15 protein-coding genes are annotated in these 13,885 nt (G+C 49.9%); 5 read left to right on the forward strand and 10 right to left on the reverse strand.

Annotation, left to right across the window (positions count from 1 at the left end; genetic code table 11):
• Positions 1-66 precede the first annotated feature (66 nt).
• Positions 67-1,164 (forward strand): PQQ-dependent sugar dehydrogenase, encoded by a 1,098-nt coding sequence (locus tag SK34_RS14745; protein ID WP_016149842.1) that lies wholly within the window; start codon positions 67-69, stop codon positions 1,162-1,164.
• 5 nt (positions 1,165-1,169) lie between these two features.
• Here the strand turns inward: SK34_RS14745 and SK34_RS14750 are convergent, their stop codons facing one another.
• A complete protein-coding gene (locus SK34_RS14750; RefSeq protein ID WP_016149843.1) occupies positions 1,170-1,796 on the reverse strand; it encodes a glutathione S-transferase family protein in 627 nt (208 codons plus the stop codon).
• 328 nt (positions 1,797-2,124) lie between these two features.
• Between SK34_RS14750 and dacC the strand changes: the two genes are divergently transcribed.
• Entirely contained in the window at positions 2,125-3,327 is a 1,203-nt protein-coding gene (dacC, locus tag SK34_RS14755) for a serine-type D-Ala-D-Ala carboxypeptidase (protein WP_048233828.1), read from the forward strand.
• 45 nt (positions 3,328-3,372) lie between these two features.
• Here the strand turns inward: dacC and deoR are convergent, their stop codons facing one another.
• Positions 3,373-4,131: a DNA-binding transcriptional repressor DeoR gene (deoR, locus tag SK34_RS14760; RefSeq protein WP_003836960.1), complete on the reverse strand. Its 759-nt coding sequence runs from the start codon at positions 4,129-4,131 to the stop codon at positions 3,373-3,375.
• A 64-nt stretch (positions 4,132-4,195) separates the two neighbouring features.
• Complete coding sequence (gene ybjG, locus SK34_RS14765; RefSeq protein ID WP_003836958.1) at positions 4,196-4,804, reverse strand: undecaprenyl-diphosphate phosphatase; 609 nt, start codon at positions 4,802-4,804, stop codon at positions 4,196-4,198.
• Between the two features lie 298 nt (positions 4,805-5,102).
• Between ybjG and SK34_RS14770 the strand changes: the two genes are divergently transcribed.
• Complete coding sequence (locus SK34_RS14770) at positions 5,103-6,335, forward strand: MFS transporter (RefSeq protein WP_003836956.1); 1,233 nt, start codon at positions 5,103-5,105, stop codon at positions 6,333-6,335.
• A 28-nt stretch (positions 6,336-6,363) separates the two neighbouring features.
• Here the strand turns inward: SK34_RS14770 and SK34_RS14775 are convergent, their stop codons facing one another.
• From SK34_RS14775 to SK34_RS14785, 3 genes are all read right to left on the reverse strand, one after another.
• A complete protein-coding gene (locus SK34_RS14775) occupies positions 6,364-6,645 on the reverse strand; it encodes a hypothetical protein (RefSeq protein ID WP_003035330.1) in 282 nt (93 codons plus the stop codon).
• A gap of 107 nt (positions 6,646-6,752) precedes the next feature.
• Complete coding sequence (locus tag SK34_RS14780) at positions 6,753-7,568, reverse strand: Cof-type HAD-IIB family hydrolase (protein WP_003035335.1); 816 nt, start codon at positions 7,566-7,568, stop codon at positions 6,753-6,755.
• Entirely contained in the window at positions 7,568-8,776 is a 1,209-nt protein-coding gene (locus SK34_RS14785) for an MFS transporter (RefSeq protein ID WP_003836950.1), read from the reverse strand. The genes SK34_RS14780 and SK34_RS14785 overlap by 1 nt, the downstream gene beginning before the upstream one ends.
• Positions 8,777-8,861: 85 nt before the next feature.
• Here SK34_RS14785 and SK34_RS14790 point away from each other — a divergent pair, with 85 nt between their 5' ends.
• Positions 8,862-9,410, forward strand: coding sequence for a TetR/AcrR family transcriptional regulator (locus SK34_RS14790; RefSeq protein WP_048233320.1), 549 nt, complete (start codon positions 8,862-8,864; stop codon positions 9,408-9,410).
• A 5-nt stretch (positions 9,411-9,415) separates the two neighbouring features.
• Here SK34_RS14790 and SK34_RS14795 read toward each other — a convergent pair whose 3' ends face one another.
• The gene (locus SK34_RS14795; protein WP_048233322.1) at positions 9,416-10,330 is read right to left on the reverse strand and encodes a LysR family transcriptional regulator; all 915 of its coding nucleotides are present in this window, start codon (positions 10,328-10,330) and stop codon (positions 9,416-9,418) included.
• A gap of 102 nt (positions 10,331-10,432) precedes the next feature.
• Here SK34_RS14795 and SK34_RS14800 point away from each other — a divergent pair, with 102 nt between their 5' ends.
• On the forward strand, positions 10,433-11,347 hold the full coding sequence (locus SK34_RS14800) for a DMT family transporter (RefSeq protein ID WP_016149848.1): 915 nt from the start codon (positions 10,433-10,435) through the stop codon (positions 11,345-11,347).
• Positions 11,348-11,359: 12 nt separating this feature from the next.
• On the opposite strand, the gene SK34_RS14805 is transcribed toward SK34_RS14800, so the two are convergent.
• The 3 genes from SK34_RS14805 to SK34_RS24840 form a co-directional block, all read right to left on the reverse strand.
• A complete protein-coding gene (locus tag SK34_RS14805) occupies positions 11,360-12,157 on the reverse strand; it encodes an SDR family NAD(P)-dependent oxidoreductase (protein WP_003845515.1) in 798 nt (265 codons plus the stop codon).
• Between the two features lie 165 nt (positions 12,158-12,322).
• Positions 12,323-13,534, reverse strand: coding sequence for a multidrug effflux MFS transporter (locus SK34_RS14810; RefSeq protein ID WP_048233324.1), 1,212 nt, complete (start codon positions 13,532-13,534; stop codon positions 12,323-12,325).
• A 119-nt stretch (positions 13,535-13,653) separates the two neighbouring features.
• A partial coding sequence (locus SK34_RS24840; protein WP_048233326.1) for a hypothetical protein occupies positions 13,654-13,885 on the reverse strand: 232 nt, incomplete at its 5' end.

The following is a 13,885-nucleotide window of genomic DNA, read 5'->3' on the forward strand; positions in this document are numbered from 1 at the left end:
ATGTAAATATGACGGGGTGATTCCCCTTGCTGGCTACGCTTTATGCAGAGCCATTAAGGAGGTGTTATGCGTCGACTCTTTCTCTGTGCTATCCCACTTGCGCTATTTTCCTCTTATGCCGTCGCGGTAAAAGTGGAAGTGCTGCAAACCAAACTCGATCACCCATGGTCACTGGCTTTTTTACCCGATAACCGCGGTATGCTCATTACGCTCAAAGGTGGGCAGCTTCGACTCTGGCAGCCTGATAAAGGGCTTTCCGACCCGCTAACCGGCGTACCAAAAGTCTGGGCGAATGGTCAGGGCGGATTGCTTGATGTGGTGTTAGCTCCGGACTTTGAACGATCCCGTCGGGTGTGGCTAAGCTTCGCTGAAGCCGACCGCGAAGGCAAAGCGGGCACCGCGGTAGGCTACGGGCGATTGAGTGACGATCTCAAACACCTGCAAGGATTTCAGACCGTTTTTCGCCAACAGCCAAAGCTCTCTACCGGAAACCATTTTGGTGGACGTCTGGTATTTGATGGCAACGGCTATCTGTTTATTGGACTGGGGGAGAATAATCAACGCGCTACCGCCCAGGATCTGGATAAGCTGCAGGGCAAGGTCGTACGGCTGACCGATGAGGGCAAAATTCCACCGGATAATCCGTTTGTGAACATGGCGGGAGCGCGGGCAGAGATTTGGTCGTATGGCATCCGCAACCCGCAGGGTATGGCGATGAATCCGTGGAGTGATGTGTTGTGGCTCAATGAGCATGGTCCACGCGGAGGCGATGAAATTAATATCCCCGAGAAAGGGAAAAACTACGGTTGGCCTGTCGCGACCTGGGGTGTTAACTACAGTGGTTTGAAAATTCCCGAAGCAAAAGGTCAAATTGTTGCTGGCACGGAACAACCCATCTTTTACTGGGAAAAGTCGCCAGCGGTCAGCGGAATGGCTTTTTATAATAGCGATACCTTTCCACAGTGGCGGCAGAAGTTGTTCATCGGCGCGTTGAAAGATAAAGAAGTGATCGTACTGAGCGTTAAAGGGAATACGGTCACTGAGGATGGTCGTCTGTTGCAGGAAAGGGGGCAACGGATCCGAGATGTGCGCGTCGGACCAGACGGTTATATGTACGTGTTAACCGACGAGTCCGACGGGGAATTACTAAAAGTGAGTCCCTGATTTGTTTAGCTAACCGGGATCATCACGATTTTTTGAAACGCCGGGCGCTCGGTCAGTTGTTGATACCAGCGTTCCAGATGCGGGCGCGGGGTCCAGCTCAGGCCAACGTTGAACAGGTTATAGATAAACGGTGCCACAGCGATATCCGCCGTGCCAAATTCAGCCCCGGAGAACCATAACTGGTCTGCCAGCGCGTTATCCAGAATGGCAAACAGGTTATCGCAAACTTGCTTACTGGCCTCAATGGCCGCTAGATCGCGCTGATCGGCAGGTGTTCTGACCAGGCCAAATAAGATAACCCGATGCGCAGGGCTCAGCGTCTGATTTGCCCAGTCCATCCATTTTTCGCCGACGGCGCGCGCGGCCGGAGCGTCAATCCACAAACGTTTTTGTCCGTACTGAGCGGCCAGATAGCGGACAATGGTATTGGATTCCCACAGAACAACGTCCGTTTCATCATCGCGTAACAACGGGACCAGTCCGTTCGGGTTTAGTGCCAGATAGTCGGCATCGCGGTTACCGCCATGCTGTCCGCCCGCCAGAATTTGGTTATACGGCAGTTCCAGTTCCTCGAGCGTCCACAATACTTTTTTTACGTTGGTCGAGTTATTGCGACCCCACAGTGTAATCATAGTAACCCCGCAAATTAATTGAGCAGCTTTATGGCTGCAGATGCCATCTGACTAGCTCACATGGTGGGGTAAACCTAATATTTACGCAACAAAGTCTAAAAAAATCGTGCCAGGAGCAGCGCAGCGCGGCGTTATTGCATAAACTTTAAAAACTTTACCAACTTACGGTTTCTTTAAGCTCGTTAGTGCGTTATTACTCACCGCACTTATTTTACACGTCATCCATCAGACTTTTTCTGCATGGGTTGGTCGAGGTCGCTTGGCCGGTTTTGTGTAAACACGGTGTGGTATGACGTGGTTTTTTGGAATGGATACTCGGGTGGCATTTATGACGCAATACTTCTCTTCACTTCGCAGCTTTGCTGCAGGTTCTGCACTCTTAATCCTTTTGGCGCCGACCGTACAGGCGGCGGAGCAACCGACGGCCCCGCCGAGCGTGGACGCGCGCGCGTGGATTCTGATGGATTACGCCAGTGGCAAGGTGTTGGCGGAAGGTAATGCTGATGAGAAACTGGATCCTGCTAGTCTGACCAAAATCATGACCAGCTATGTGGTTGGGCAGGCGCTGAAGGCCGGAAAAATTAACCTCAACGACATGGTCACCGTGGGCAAAGACGCCTGGGCGACCGGTAACCCAGCCCTGCGCGGTTCGTCGGTCATGTTCCTCAAGCCCGGCGATCAGGTTGCGGTGTCAGATCTGAATAAAGGCGTTATCATTCAGTCAGGTAACGATGCCTGTATTGCACTCGCTGATTACGTTGCCGGCAGCCAGGAATCCTTTATTGGTCTGATGAACGGTTATGCGAAAAAACTGGGGCTGACCAACACTACTTTCCAGACGGTGCACGGTCTGGATGCGGCAGGACAGTTCAGTACCGCACGTGATATGGCGCTGCTCGGGAAGGCGTTAATTCACGATGTGCCGGAAGAGTATGCTATTCACAAAGAGAAAGAATTTACCTTCAATAAAATTCGTCAACTGAACCGCAACCGTCTGTTGTGGAGCACCAACCTGAACGTGGATGGTATGAAAACCGGGACCACTGCCGGGGCGGGATACAACCTGGTTGCTTCCGCGACTCAGGGCGATATGCGCCTGATCTCCGTGGTGCTGGGGGCGAAAACCGATCGCATTCGTTTTAATGAGTCAGAAAAGCTGCTGACCTGGGGCTTCCGCTTCTTTGAAACCGTTACGCCGATCAAGCCGGATGCGACTTTCGTTACTCAGCGCGTATGGTTTGGCGATAAGAGTGAAGTGAATTTGGGTGCCGGAGAAGGTGGTTCTGTGACCATCCCGCGTGGCCAGCTCAAAAACCTGAAGGCCAGCTTTACCCTGACTGAACCACAGCTAACAGCACCGCTGAAGAAAGGTCAGGTTGTGGGCACTATCGACTTTCAGTTGAACGGAAAATCTATTGAGCAACGTCCGTTGATGGTGATGGAAGATGTGCAAGAGGGTGGTTTCTTTAGCCGCATGTGGGACTTTGTGATGATGAAATTCCACCAGTGGTTTGGTGGTTGGTTCTCTTAATCTTACCTATTGCCGGATGGCGCAATCGCCGTCCGGCAGTATCTCTTAATACTTCAGCGTGATACGTTGCGCTTTAGCGTATTCAACAAACTCATCGTCAGGGCGGTTATCACTGATGATGGTATCAAAGCGTTTTAATTCCCCCATCCTCGCAGGCCGCACCTTGCCAAACTTGCTGTGATCGACCACCAAAACGTGATGCTGCGCCATCGACATTGCCCAGTGCTTCACCGGCAGTTCTTCCAGATTAAAACAGGTCGCGCCTTTCTCGATATGAACGCCTGCCGCAGAATAAAAGGCGATATCCGGACACAGATTGTTCAGCGTTTCCTGGAAGTCGAGCGGTTTAAAAATCGCGTTACTGGCATGGAATTCGCCACCACACAGAATGACGCGGCACTGCGGTTTTTCCTGCAGCACCAGAAACGTATTCAACGAGTAGCAGATTGCGGTGAAGGGCAGTTCATTGTCGATCGCTTCAATGATCCACGGTGTGGTAGTACCGCAATCGAAAAAGATGGTCTGATGTGCCTGCACGAGACTCGCCGCCAGCTGGGCGGCGCGACGTTTTTCATCAACCAGACGGGATTTTTGATCGCTGATTAAATAATGGTTAGCGCTGCGGGGTTCCAGAACAATATAGCCCCCGAGCAGTACGACGGGAGCATCATGATTATTCAGGTCGCGACGAATGGTCATCTCAGACACGCCCAGCAACGTTGCGGCTTCTTTGAGGTGTAATTTATCGCTGCGTTTCAGCGCCTGCAGTAATTGACCAATACGCTCGTCGCGTCGAGTTTCCATAGTTCCCCTGGAGAATAGAATAAGTGCTCAGTTTCGCGCTTAATACTACTCTTTTTACCGTGGGTTAGTCACGTACCCAACCTTTACGGATGGGGAGGGCGAAGCAGGCGCGATAGCAAGTTTGCAAGCCGAGGTACAGGGTCGCGCCAAAGCGCTGCCAGATCATCTGGGCGCTCAGACAGCCGATCAACCCAGCCAGTAATCCGCCCAGCATATCCAGCGGCCAGTGTACGCCAAGGTAAACCCGCGACCAGGCAATCGCCACGGCAACGACCATCAGCAGAGCGCCCGTCCACAGGCGATGCCAGAACAGGAAGGCCAGTGCAAAGGTAAAGATAACCGTACCGTGGTCACTCGGGAAAGAATCATCTGCCGCATGATGCAGGAAGTTGTAACCGATGTGGTTTACAAACGGGCGATCGTGAGGGAACAGATGTCCCATCAGCCAGGAAATCGTCAGACCAACTATCAACGCAATGGCCATTTTGATGACCAACTGGCGCTGGAGCGTAACCTGACCACGCGGTCCCCAAAGCCAGAGCACAACGGCTAACAGCGGCACAATGCTGATCAGATCTTTGGCAATGAAAATGGCGAGCGAAATTGCCCATTGCGCAGAGTCGGGTGTTGCATTGATCAGGTAAAAAAGTGAGTTGTTCAGATTTTCCAGCATAACGTCCAGACTCAGTGTAATCGTTAAAAAGGCCCATGGGAGTGAGAGCATAAAATTGCTTTCACGGGATAAAAAGCGGTCTTGTCTTATTTGTCTGCTAAATGACTATTTTTAAGACAATTAATGAGACTTATTGAGCATGATAGCGGTCTCAACTTAAATTAACCTTAAAGCAAAATCTTCTTGAGCAAATGAATGTAAAAATGTGCGCATTTTGCTTTCAAATCACATAATTCACTATCACCAGTACGGCGCATTTATTACACTTTGCGCGATTTTTCTATAGCTAAGAGACTGCATGCAGAACCGTTTATCTTCAGGCGCCCGTTTGGGGCGTCAGGCATTACTTTTCCCTCTCTGTCTGGTGCTTTACGAATTCTCTACTTATATCGGCAACGATATGATCCAGCCTGGAATGTTGGCGGTGGTGGAGCAATACAATGCCGGATTAGATTGGGTACCCACATCCATGACCGCCTATCTGGCTGGCGGCATGTTTTTACAGTGGTTGTTAGGACCGCTATCGGATCGTGTTGGGCGTCGTCCGGTGATGTTAACCGGCGTGCTCTGGTTCATCGTGACCTGCCTTGCGACCCTGCTTGCACAGAATATTGAGCAATTTACTTTCCTGCGTTTTTTGCAGGGGATAAGCCTGTGCTTTATTGGTGCGGTGGGTTACGCCGCCATTCAGGAATCCTTTGAAGAAGCGGTCTGCATAAAAATTACCGCGCTGATGGCAAACGTGGCGCTGATTGCGCCGCTGCTGGGTCCGTTGGTAGGCGCAGCCTGGGTACATGTTCTGCCGTGGGAAGGGATGTTTATCCTGTTTGCTGCTCTGGCGGCCATCTCCTTTTTTGGTCTGCAACGCGCGATGCCGGAAACGGCAACCCGGCTGGGTGAAAAGCTGTCCATTAAAGAGCTGGGCAAGGATTATAAGTTGGTGCTAAGGAATGTGCGTTTCGTTGCAGGCGCACTGGCGTTGGGTTTTGTCAGCCTGCCGTTACTGGCGTGGATTGCGCAATCTCCGATTATTATCATCAGCGGAGAACATCTCAGTAGTTACGAATATGGCCTGTTGCAGGTGCCGATTTTTGGTGCGCTGATTGCCGGTAACCTGGTGCTGGCGCGTCTGACTTCGCGAAAAACCGTGCGTTCGCTGATTATCATGGGCGGCTGGCCAATTGCCGTTGGCCTGATTATTGCCGCTGCGGCCACGGTGGTGTCATCTCATGCATATCTATGGATGACGGCGGGTTTGAGTATCTATGCGTTTGGCATTGGCGTGGCGAATGCGGGGCTGGTGCGCCTGACGCTGTTTGCCAGTGAAATGAGTAAAGGTACGGTTTCTGCCGCAATGGGTATGTTGCAGATGCTGATTTTTACCGTTGGTATCGAGCTGAGTAAACACGCTTATCTGCTGGGAGGCAACGGCTTGTTCAGCTTGTTCAATCTGGCCAGCGGCGTGCTGTGGCTGATTCTGATGGTGATCTTCCTGAAAGATAAACGGGTAGGGGATTCCCGGGAAGGCTAAAGCCCGGTAGCCCGGGCCTGGCAGAAGCTTAGTGGTGATCGTCAATCTGATGTTCGATGATCATGCCTTCACCGACGCTGGCAACATGTCGCGCATAAGGATGTGCGCGATAAACAGGAGCCGGGGCAGGAGCCGGGGCAACATACACCGTTTGTGGCGCGGTAGTCACGTTGACCGCCTGAGGCACGCTGACGGAAGAGGGCACGATCACCACTTTATAACCGCTTGGTACATCAACGGTAACGCTTTGTGCAAATACTGACCCTGCAAAACCCAGCAACAATGTCGCCATCAGTACACTTTTCTTCATAATCCGCTCACCTGAAATATTCACTGGAAGTAATAATCCAGTGGGTTAATTTGAGGCGGATTATGAATAGATCATGCCATCATTTTGTTGCCGTCTGTGCTGAGGCGTTAATGCGTAAACGGTGCTTCATTCTTTAACACGCGGTCGATAATATCCAGGACGCCCTCTTCGTTGTTCGATCCCGCGCGATATTTCGCTGCCTTGATAACCGGCTCATGGGCGTTGGCCATTGCAAAACTAAATCCCGCCTGGCGCAGCATTTCAATATCATTTCCACCATCGCCAAACACAACAACCTCATCGTCGTTAATATTCCAGCGTTGTTGCAGCAGCCGCAGTCCATTTGCCTTATGCACGCCAGGAATAATTAAATCGATGCTCCCGTAGCCGGTATGCACCGGCACCATAATGTCGCCAATCGCCTCGTGGAGATCGGCCTGCACCTGTGGGATTCTGTCGTCGGAAATATTCAGCCCGAACTTGAAGAAAACGTCGTTAAGATTGTCAAAATTATCTACAAATTCGAGACGATGATAATACATGGCAGAAACAGCTTTATGTTCATCGCTGTACTGCTTCAGCGTGTAGGCGCTGCTTTTACCACAGGCAATGATATCAATGTCTGTACGGGTCAGCAGATGTTCAACGATGGCCTGGAAATCATCCTTTGCCAGTTCGCCGTTAAAAACATCTTCACCTTCACTGACTACCCAACCGCCGTTTTCGGCAACAAATGAGATCTCACTGGCCAGTTCGGGGAAAAAGGAAATCAACTGATAATATTGATTGCCGCTGGCGACCACAAAGCGGATCCCTTGTTCTTTCATCTGGCGGTATTGCGCCATAAAGCGCTCACGGTTATAGGTTTTTTGGTCACTTAAAAATGTGCCATCCATGTCGACCGCAATTAATTTGATGCTCATTAGCTGTTCTCCATCACCGTGGTATTTTTGAGATCCGGTTTCGCCACCGCTTTCGCGACGATGGCGGCGACAAGCACCAGCGCCAGCACCACCAGCATAGCGCTGCGCAGGCCGTAGTGTTCACCCAGGTAGCCCAGCAGCGGCGGTCCAACCAGGAACGCCAGATAGCCGGTTGTTGCGACAACGCTGACGCGGGTTGGTGCATCGGGGCCGGTGTCGCTGGCGGCTGAAATGGTCAGCGGGAAGCCGAGTGATGCACCGAGTCCCCACAAAATAACGGAAACACCCGCCACCCAAGAGCTGTCGACAAAAATAATCAGGCTAATCCCGAGAGCGCCCATCAGCGCACTGGCGCGCACCACCGTTACGCGGCTGTAGCGGTCGATGAACCAGCCGCCAGTAAAGCGGCCAACGGTCATGCCCAGCGTAAATCCGGCATAAATCAGAGAGCCTGATGTTGGGCTAAACCCATGACCGTCCACCATCAGCAGCGGAAGCCAGTCGTTGGCGGAACCTTCAGCAAATGCCATTGCGAGCACCACGACGCCAATCAGCAATAACTGGATATCGCGATAAAAAGGCAGTCCTTTTTCACCGGAGGGAGAACCATCAGCGGCATTTTTACCCGTGCCGTCAGGAATTGCTTTGATGGCGATAAAGATAGGCGTGATAGCTACCAGCGCCGCCAGCAGAATATGCGCGTTTGCCGGGACGCTGAAGGCGGTAAGCATCATCCCGACTCCTGCGCCCGCCAGCGTACCCAGGCTGTAAAAACCATGCATCATCGGCAGCACGGTTTTATTCATTTCGCGTTCAACCGCCGCACCTTCGACGTTGATGGCCACTTCTGCTGCGCCAAAACTGGCGCCAAACACGGCCAGACCAAATGCGAAAAGCCAGGCGGAATGCAGCCAGAGCGCCACGCTGAGGATAGCCATCCCAATGACCGCACATGACATGGTAGTGCGGATCACTTTGCGCGTGCCAAATCGTTTCACCAGCCAGGCCGAACAAAGAATGCCACTCATCGAACCAATAGAGAGTCCAAACAGCACCGCGCCCATTTCGGCGGTAGAGATGGAGAGGATATCTCTGATGGCAGGGGTACGCGTTGCCCAGGAGGCCATTAATAATCCTGGTAAAAAGAAGAACGTGAACAGCGCCCAGGTGCGACGTCTTAAGGCTTTGCGTGATGAGATGCCAGTCATGAATTCGAGCCAAAGAAAAGAGGAAAGAAGACAACATTAGCAAGGTTGTGTACATTTGTACACAAATGCAAGAAGAGGAAATGCAGTGCGACGTGCAAACGATCCGCAGCGGCGGGAAAAAATAGTTCAGGCCACCCTTAAGGCGATAGTAATCCATGGTATTCATGGGGTTACACACCGTAAAATCGCTATGATTGCCGAGGTGCCACTGGGCTCAATGACCTATTATTTTGCAGGAATAGATGATCTGCTGTTGGAGGCATTCAGCTGTTTTACGCATACTATGTCTCAGCAGTACCAGGATTTTTTTGCCGACGTTGCTGATGCGCAGGCGGCCTGCCATGCGATTACCGATATGATTTACGGCTCCCAGGTCACAACGCCTGATAATATGGAGCTTATGTATCAGCTGTATGCTTTCGCCAGCCGTAAACCAGCGTTGAAAACGGTGATGCAGAACTGGATGCAACGCAGCCAACAAACGTTAGAGCAGTGGTTTGATCCGGTTACGGCGCGGGCGCTGGATGCGTTTATTGAAGGAATGACGCTGCATTTTGTCACGGATAAAAAACCGCTGCAGCGAGAAGATATTCTGATGATGGTGGAGCGTATTGCCGAATTGCCGCAGAGATAAAATCCTCAAAATGGTTTGTCGAGGCGGGTAACGGCCTGACGTAAAAAATCAATGACTTTTACCGCCTCTGGCGTCAACGGTCGGGCGGCTTTTTTTACCGTCCCGACATCCATATAAGTAATAAAATCATCAATCGTTCTGTGCATGACGCGCAGACCATCCAGTGACCACGGGCGATACACCAGGTCGGATAAAATGGTTATCCCTCTGCCTTTTGCAACCAGACTTCTTATTGCTTCAAAAGAGTTGCTGCGAAAACTGATATTGGGCGTATAGCCACGCTGCTGCCAGTAATCGATGATTACGTCAGGGTACTTATCGGTTTCCAGCAGTAAAAATGGTAGTTTCTCGACGTCTATTAAACGGATCGATTCCTGGCTCTGTAGCGGATGCCCAATAGACGTCCACAGGCGGCGCTGCGAACGAATAAATGTTTCGATCTCCAGGTCGTTATCATGGTTGATATTTGAGGTCAGAAGCAGGCAAAAATCGACCTTTTGTTCCCGTAGCGCCTGTACCAGTTCCGGTGCAGTGGCTTCATAAAACACGATCTCCAGCAAAGGGAAACGTTGTTCAATATCGTTGAGTATATCCGGGATAAGATAGGCAGAGAGCGTTTCGGCAATGCCTATGCGCACCGTGCCGGTGAGAATTTCGCTCCTGTCATGCAGGGCGTCAATAGCCGAGCGGCTACTGTTGATGATGTTGCAGGCATGTGCCAGAAAGCGCTCGCCCTCAGCGGTGAGCTTCACACCTTTGGGATAACGTACAAATAGCTGCACGTCTAATGCTTCTTCCAGGTTCCGCATGGCAATGGTCATTGATGACTGAGAAATATGACAGCGTGCAGCAGCTTTGGAAATTTGTAATGTTTCTGCAAGCGCGATGTAAAACTCAAGTTGCCTTAGCGTAAATTTCATAGTTTTAATCTATGCAGATGGATAAAAACGTTATATTAGCATTCATTCTCACGCCGCCGTAGCCTTGTGGTCATACCGTACAACTGACAATAAGGCGCAAATATGCCCTATCTTTTACTCAGTCTGGCTGCCTGTTTTTGGGGTGGAAATTATGTGATTGGTCATCTCTTGGTCGCTGAAGTTAATCCCATCGTTTTATCAGCGGCACGCTGGGTATTTACCGCGTTATTATTGATGACGCTCTATTTTCGTCAGGTCACAGAGCAATGGCCGGTGATGAAAAAATCCTTTGGTACTATCGTCTTCCTTGCGCTTTGTGGTCAGGTTCTTTTCCCCTTAACGTTGTATATCGGCTTGCAATATACAACCTCGCTTAATGCCGCGATTTATATGTCCACCACCCCGGCGCTCGTACTGTTAATCAATAAGTTTTTTTTTAAAGAGCGGATTTCTGCGCGAAATATAGCTGGTGTGATCCTGAGTACTGTTGGTGTTATATGGCTGGTGTCGCAGGGTGATATGATAAATGCGCGGGTATTTGCGCATCTGAATCAGGGCGATTTCTGGACCATGGGGTCAGCGTTAAGTTGGGCCGTCTATTGTGCTTTTTTACGCATTAAACCGCGTGAGGTAAAGGGAAACGCCTTTGTCGCAGTGAGCGCGCTGTTAGGTGCGATTGTACTTATTCCGGTACTGGCTTTGGAGTTGATACGCAATGGTATGCCGGGATGGAATAGCTATGCCAATACAGGCGTTGTGACTGGGCTGGCATACCTTGTTATTTTTCCTTCGTGGCTGTCATATCTATTATGGAACAAAGGGATTAGCGCCATTGGCGCAACGCGTGGAGAGATCTATTCACACTTGATCCCATTGAGTGGCGGATTATTTAGCGTGATGTTTTTGCACGTCACTCTGCATTCATATCATCTGGTGAGCGCGTTGGTTATTATGTGCGGTATAGCATTGTGTTCCCGTCCGAGTGCAAAAAAAGGCTCGCAGCAGCGCGTGGCGTGAAAAGCGGGTAAATTAGCTTATGGTGGCGCCCCCGGTAATATTTACCACTGTGGCGGTCATGGCGCTGGCATGGTCTGAAGCGAGAAAGGTTGTAACCTCAGCGATTTGTGCAAGCGTAGGCAGGCGCGCGAGCATGGTACTTTGCGCCGCCCCCCCTAACCATTGATCGACGGTTAAACCCATTGACTGTGCTTTAGCGGTGAAAATTTCTCCGGTATAGGAGCCAGCCGCTACAGCATCCACAATCGCATGCGACCGCACGCCGACGACACGAATGTTTATTGGTCCCGTCTCGCTGGCGAGCGCCTTAATAAAAGCCTCTGTTCCTGCACAGCCGACGATATGGCCGAGATGCCCGGGCATCGCCATCGGGGCTGCGGGCGCAACGATGGTGAGAATAACGCCTGCTCGATTGCCGCCCATGTGCGGCGTTACGGCTTTTGCGATATTGAACTGCGCCGCAAGAAAAGGGGTGATACCGCTCATAAACTCAGAGAGGGATAATGCATCGATGCGCTTGCCCTGTTCGTGCATAAATCCCGTTGCGTTAACCACCACATCTATTCCACCGGTTTGCTGTACAAGGCGGGTAACTTCCTTCGATGCGTTGTGCTCGTCGAGTACATCGGTGATAAAGGTTTCGACTGTACCACCCGCCGTTCGGATGCCACTGGCGGTCCAATCCAGCTTTTCCTGACGGCGCGCGCCCAGATACACATGGGCCCCTTCGCGCGCCATAGTATGCGCAACTGCACTACCAATAGCGCCGCTGCCACCGAAGATCATTGCGACTTTGCCTGAGAGTAACATAGCAACCCCATCACCATTTAGCACCGAGTAAAGTATGTGCCATAACGGGCATGCTGCAAATTTGAGAAAGCGTTTCCGGGGAACCTCACTCAGCGATGAAAAATCAGGTTATGTCGGGGACATTGCTGCTATGGATCTTATAGCAGCAATGTCTATCAGCTCATTTTAACGCCGATCAGTTACTGTAAGTGTTTGATATTTCTTTAACATGTATATCATTATCAAAATTATCAAAAGCAAGTACATCATCCAGATGCTGGTATTTAGCTCAATTAAAAAACTACCGACACCTCCGATGACTGACGGAATAACCAGCGAGGCGGCTCCCATCAACGCAGAGGTCGCTCCCAGGTTGGTGCGCTGGCTGGACATGGTCAGGTAGGTATAGAGTGATTCGAACATCCCTCCAGCAAACATCAGGATAATAAAGAAGAATATAAAAATATTGACGTGATAACTAAGTATTATTAATGGAATACACAGTACAATAAATGAGGCGATGATTTTCAGCCACGAATTCAAAATTTGCGGCGCAGACCTTTTCTTAAGAAGTTTACCTGATAATGCAGCCCCCAGCAGTAGGAAGCCTCCAATAATTGATGAAAGCACACCAAATTGCGTTGATGAGTATCCAAACGTAACCATAAAAATAAATGGGGAGGCTGTGACATAGCAATAAATCAGCGAAAATGACAGACCAAGAGACAGACAAGGTAGATAAAATCGAGGTTGTTTGCTGATCTCTTTATACGTATTAAATGATGATTTTAATGAATAGGCAACCCTTCTCTCATGGCTGAGTGTTTCAGGGAAGTTAAAATAAACGAATATTAACGTTATAATAGCATAGCCACATATCATTAAAAAAATTGCGCGCCATCCCCATAAGTCATTAATTACCCCTCCCAGCAGGGGCGAAGCAATGGGAACGACACCTTCGATAGTGATGATGATGGCATACAGCGTCGCGGCCACTGAACCACGAGTTACATCTCGAACTGCGCTGATTGCTGTAACCAGCGTTATTGATATAGAAAGACCTTGTATGACACGGATCGCCAGAAACATAACCAGATCGGTTGAGAGCGTGAGACAATATGTTGTTACGCCATAAATAACCGCACCTGTAAGCATAATTTTTCGCCGGCCAATAGCATCAGATAATGGACCAAAAATTAGCTGTCCAAAACCAATGCATAGGGTATAAACCATAATCGACAACTGCGTGGTTGAGACATTTTTTTCAAATTCTTTTGCGATGTCGGGAATTGAAGGTAAATAAGTGTCCACTCCCAGAATCCCCATTATCGTCAACATGGCCAGGCCGACAGTAAAGTAAATTATGTTCTTTCTATGAATAACAGTTTGCAGCTTCATTACTTATCACCATGAGTAAATTAAAAGCATGAAAAAGTTCACTATTTAAATAGAGATGTTGTGGATAATTATCGTGTAGGCAATAAAACAGAGTTGAAATGAACTGTCAAACTTTTGACTCAAAAAATTGAGATATGAGTCACAGGTATATAGCCATAATTTTCGATGGTAGGGTTCCAGTTAAATTTAATTGTGTTTGATTGCCAGGCAGCACGAGGAACCATAAGTACACTGACTTCGAATACGGGCATACTGCTGGTGTTGGTGTTGGTGTTGGTGTTGGTGTTGGTGTTGGTGTTGGTGTTGGTGTTGGTGTTGGTGTTGGTGTTGGTGTTGGTGTTGGTGTTGGTG

Origin of the sequence: Citrobacter sp. MGH104, assembly GCF_001034485.1 — a bacterium.
GTDB lineage: Bacteria > Pseudomonadota > Gammaproteobacteria > Enterobacterales > Enterobacteriaceae > Citrobacter > Citrobacter freundii.

Bases quoted from the DNA above. Each gene is read 5' to 3' on its own strand.
- SK34_RS14770 (WP_003836956.1), top strand. From the start codon at position 5,103: ATGCAGAACCGTTTATCTTCAGGCGCCCGTTTGGGGCGTCAGGCATTA.
- SK34_RS14745 (WP_016149842.1), top strand. From the start codon at position 67: ATGCGTCGACTCTTTCTCTGTGCTATCCCACTTGCGCTATTTTCCTCT.
- SK34_RS14800 (WP_016149848.1), top strand. From the start codon at position 10,433: ATGCCCTATCTTTTACTCAGTCTGGCTGCCTGTTTTTGGGGTGGAAAT.
- SK34_RS14750 (WP_016149843.1), bottom strand. From the start codon at position 1,796: ATGATTACACTGTGGGGTCGCAATAACTCGACCAACGTAAAAAAAGTA.
- ybjG (WP_003836958.1), bottom strand. From the start codon at position 4,804: ATGCTGGAAAATCTGAACAACTCACTTTTTTACCTGATCAATGCAACA.
- dacC (WP_048233828.1), top strand. From the start codon at position 2,125: ATGACGCAATACTTCTCTTCACTTCGCAGCTTTGCTGCAGGTTCTGCA.
- SK34_RS14810 (WP_048233324.1), bottom strand. From the start codon at position 13,534: ATGAAGCTGCAAACTGTTATTCATAGAAAGAACATAATTTACTTTACT.
- SK34_RS14805 (WP_003845515.1), bottom strand. From the start codon at position 12,157: ATGTTACTCTCAGGCAAAGTCGCAATGATCTTCGGTGGCAGCGGCGCT.
- SK34_RS14795 (WP_048233322.1), bottom strand. From the start codon at position 10,330: ATGAAATTTACGCTAAGGCAACTTGAGTTTTACATCGCGCTTGCAGAA.
- deoR (WP_003836960.1), bottom strand. From the start codon at position 4,131: ATGGAAACTCGACGCGACGAGCGTATTGGTCAATTACTGCAGGCGCTG.
- SK34_RS14780 (WP_003035335.1), bottom strand. From the start codon at position 7,568: ATGAGCATCAAATTAATTGCGGTCGACATGGATGGCACATTTTTAAGT.
- SK34_RS14785 (WP_003836950.1), bottom strand. From the start codon at position 8,776: ATGACTGGCATCTCATCACGCAAAGCCTTAAGACGTCGCACCTGGGCG.
- SK34_RS14775 (WP_003035330.1), bottom strand. From the start codon at position 6,645: ATGAAGAAAAGTGTACTGATGGCGACATTGTTGCTGGGTTTTGCAGGG.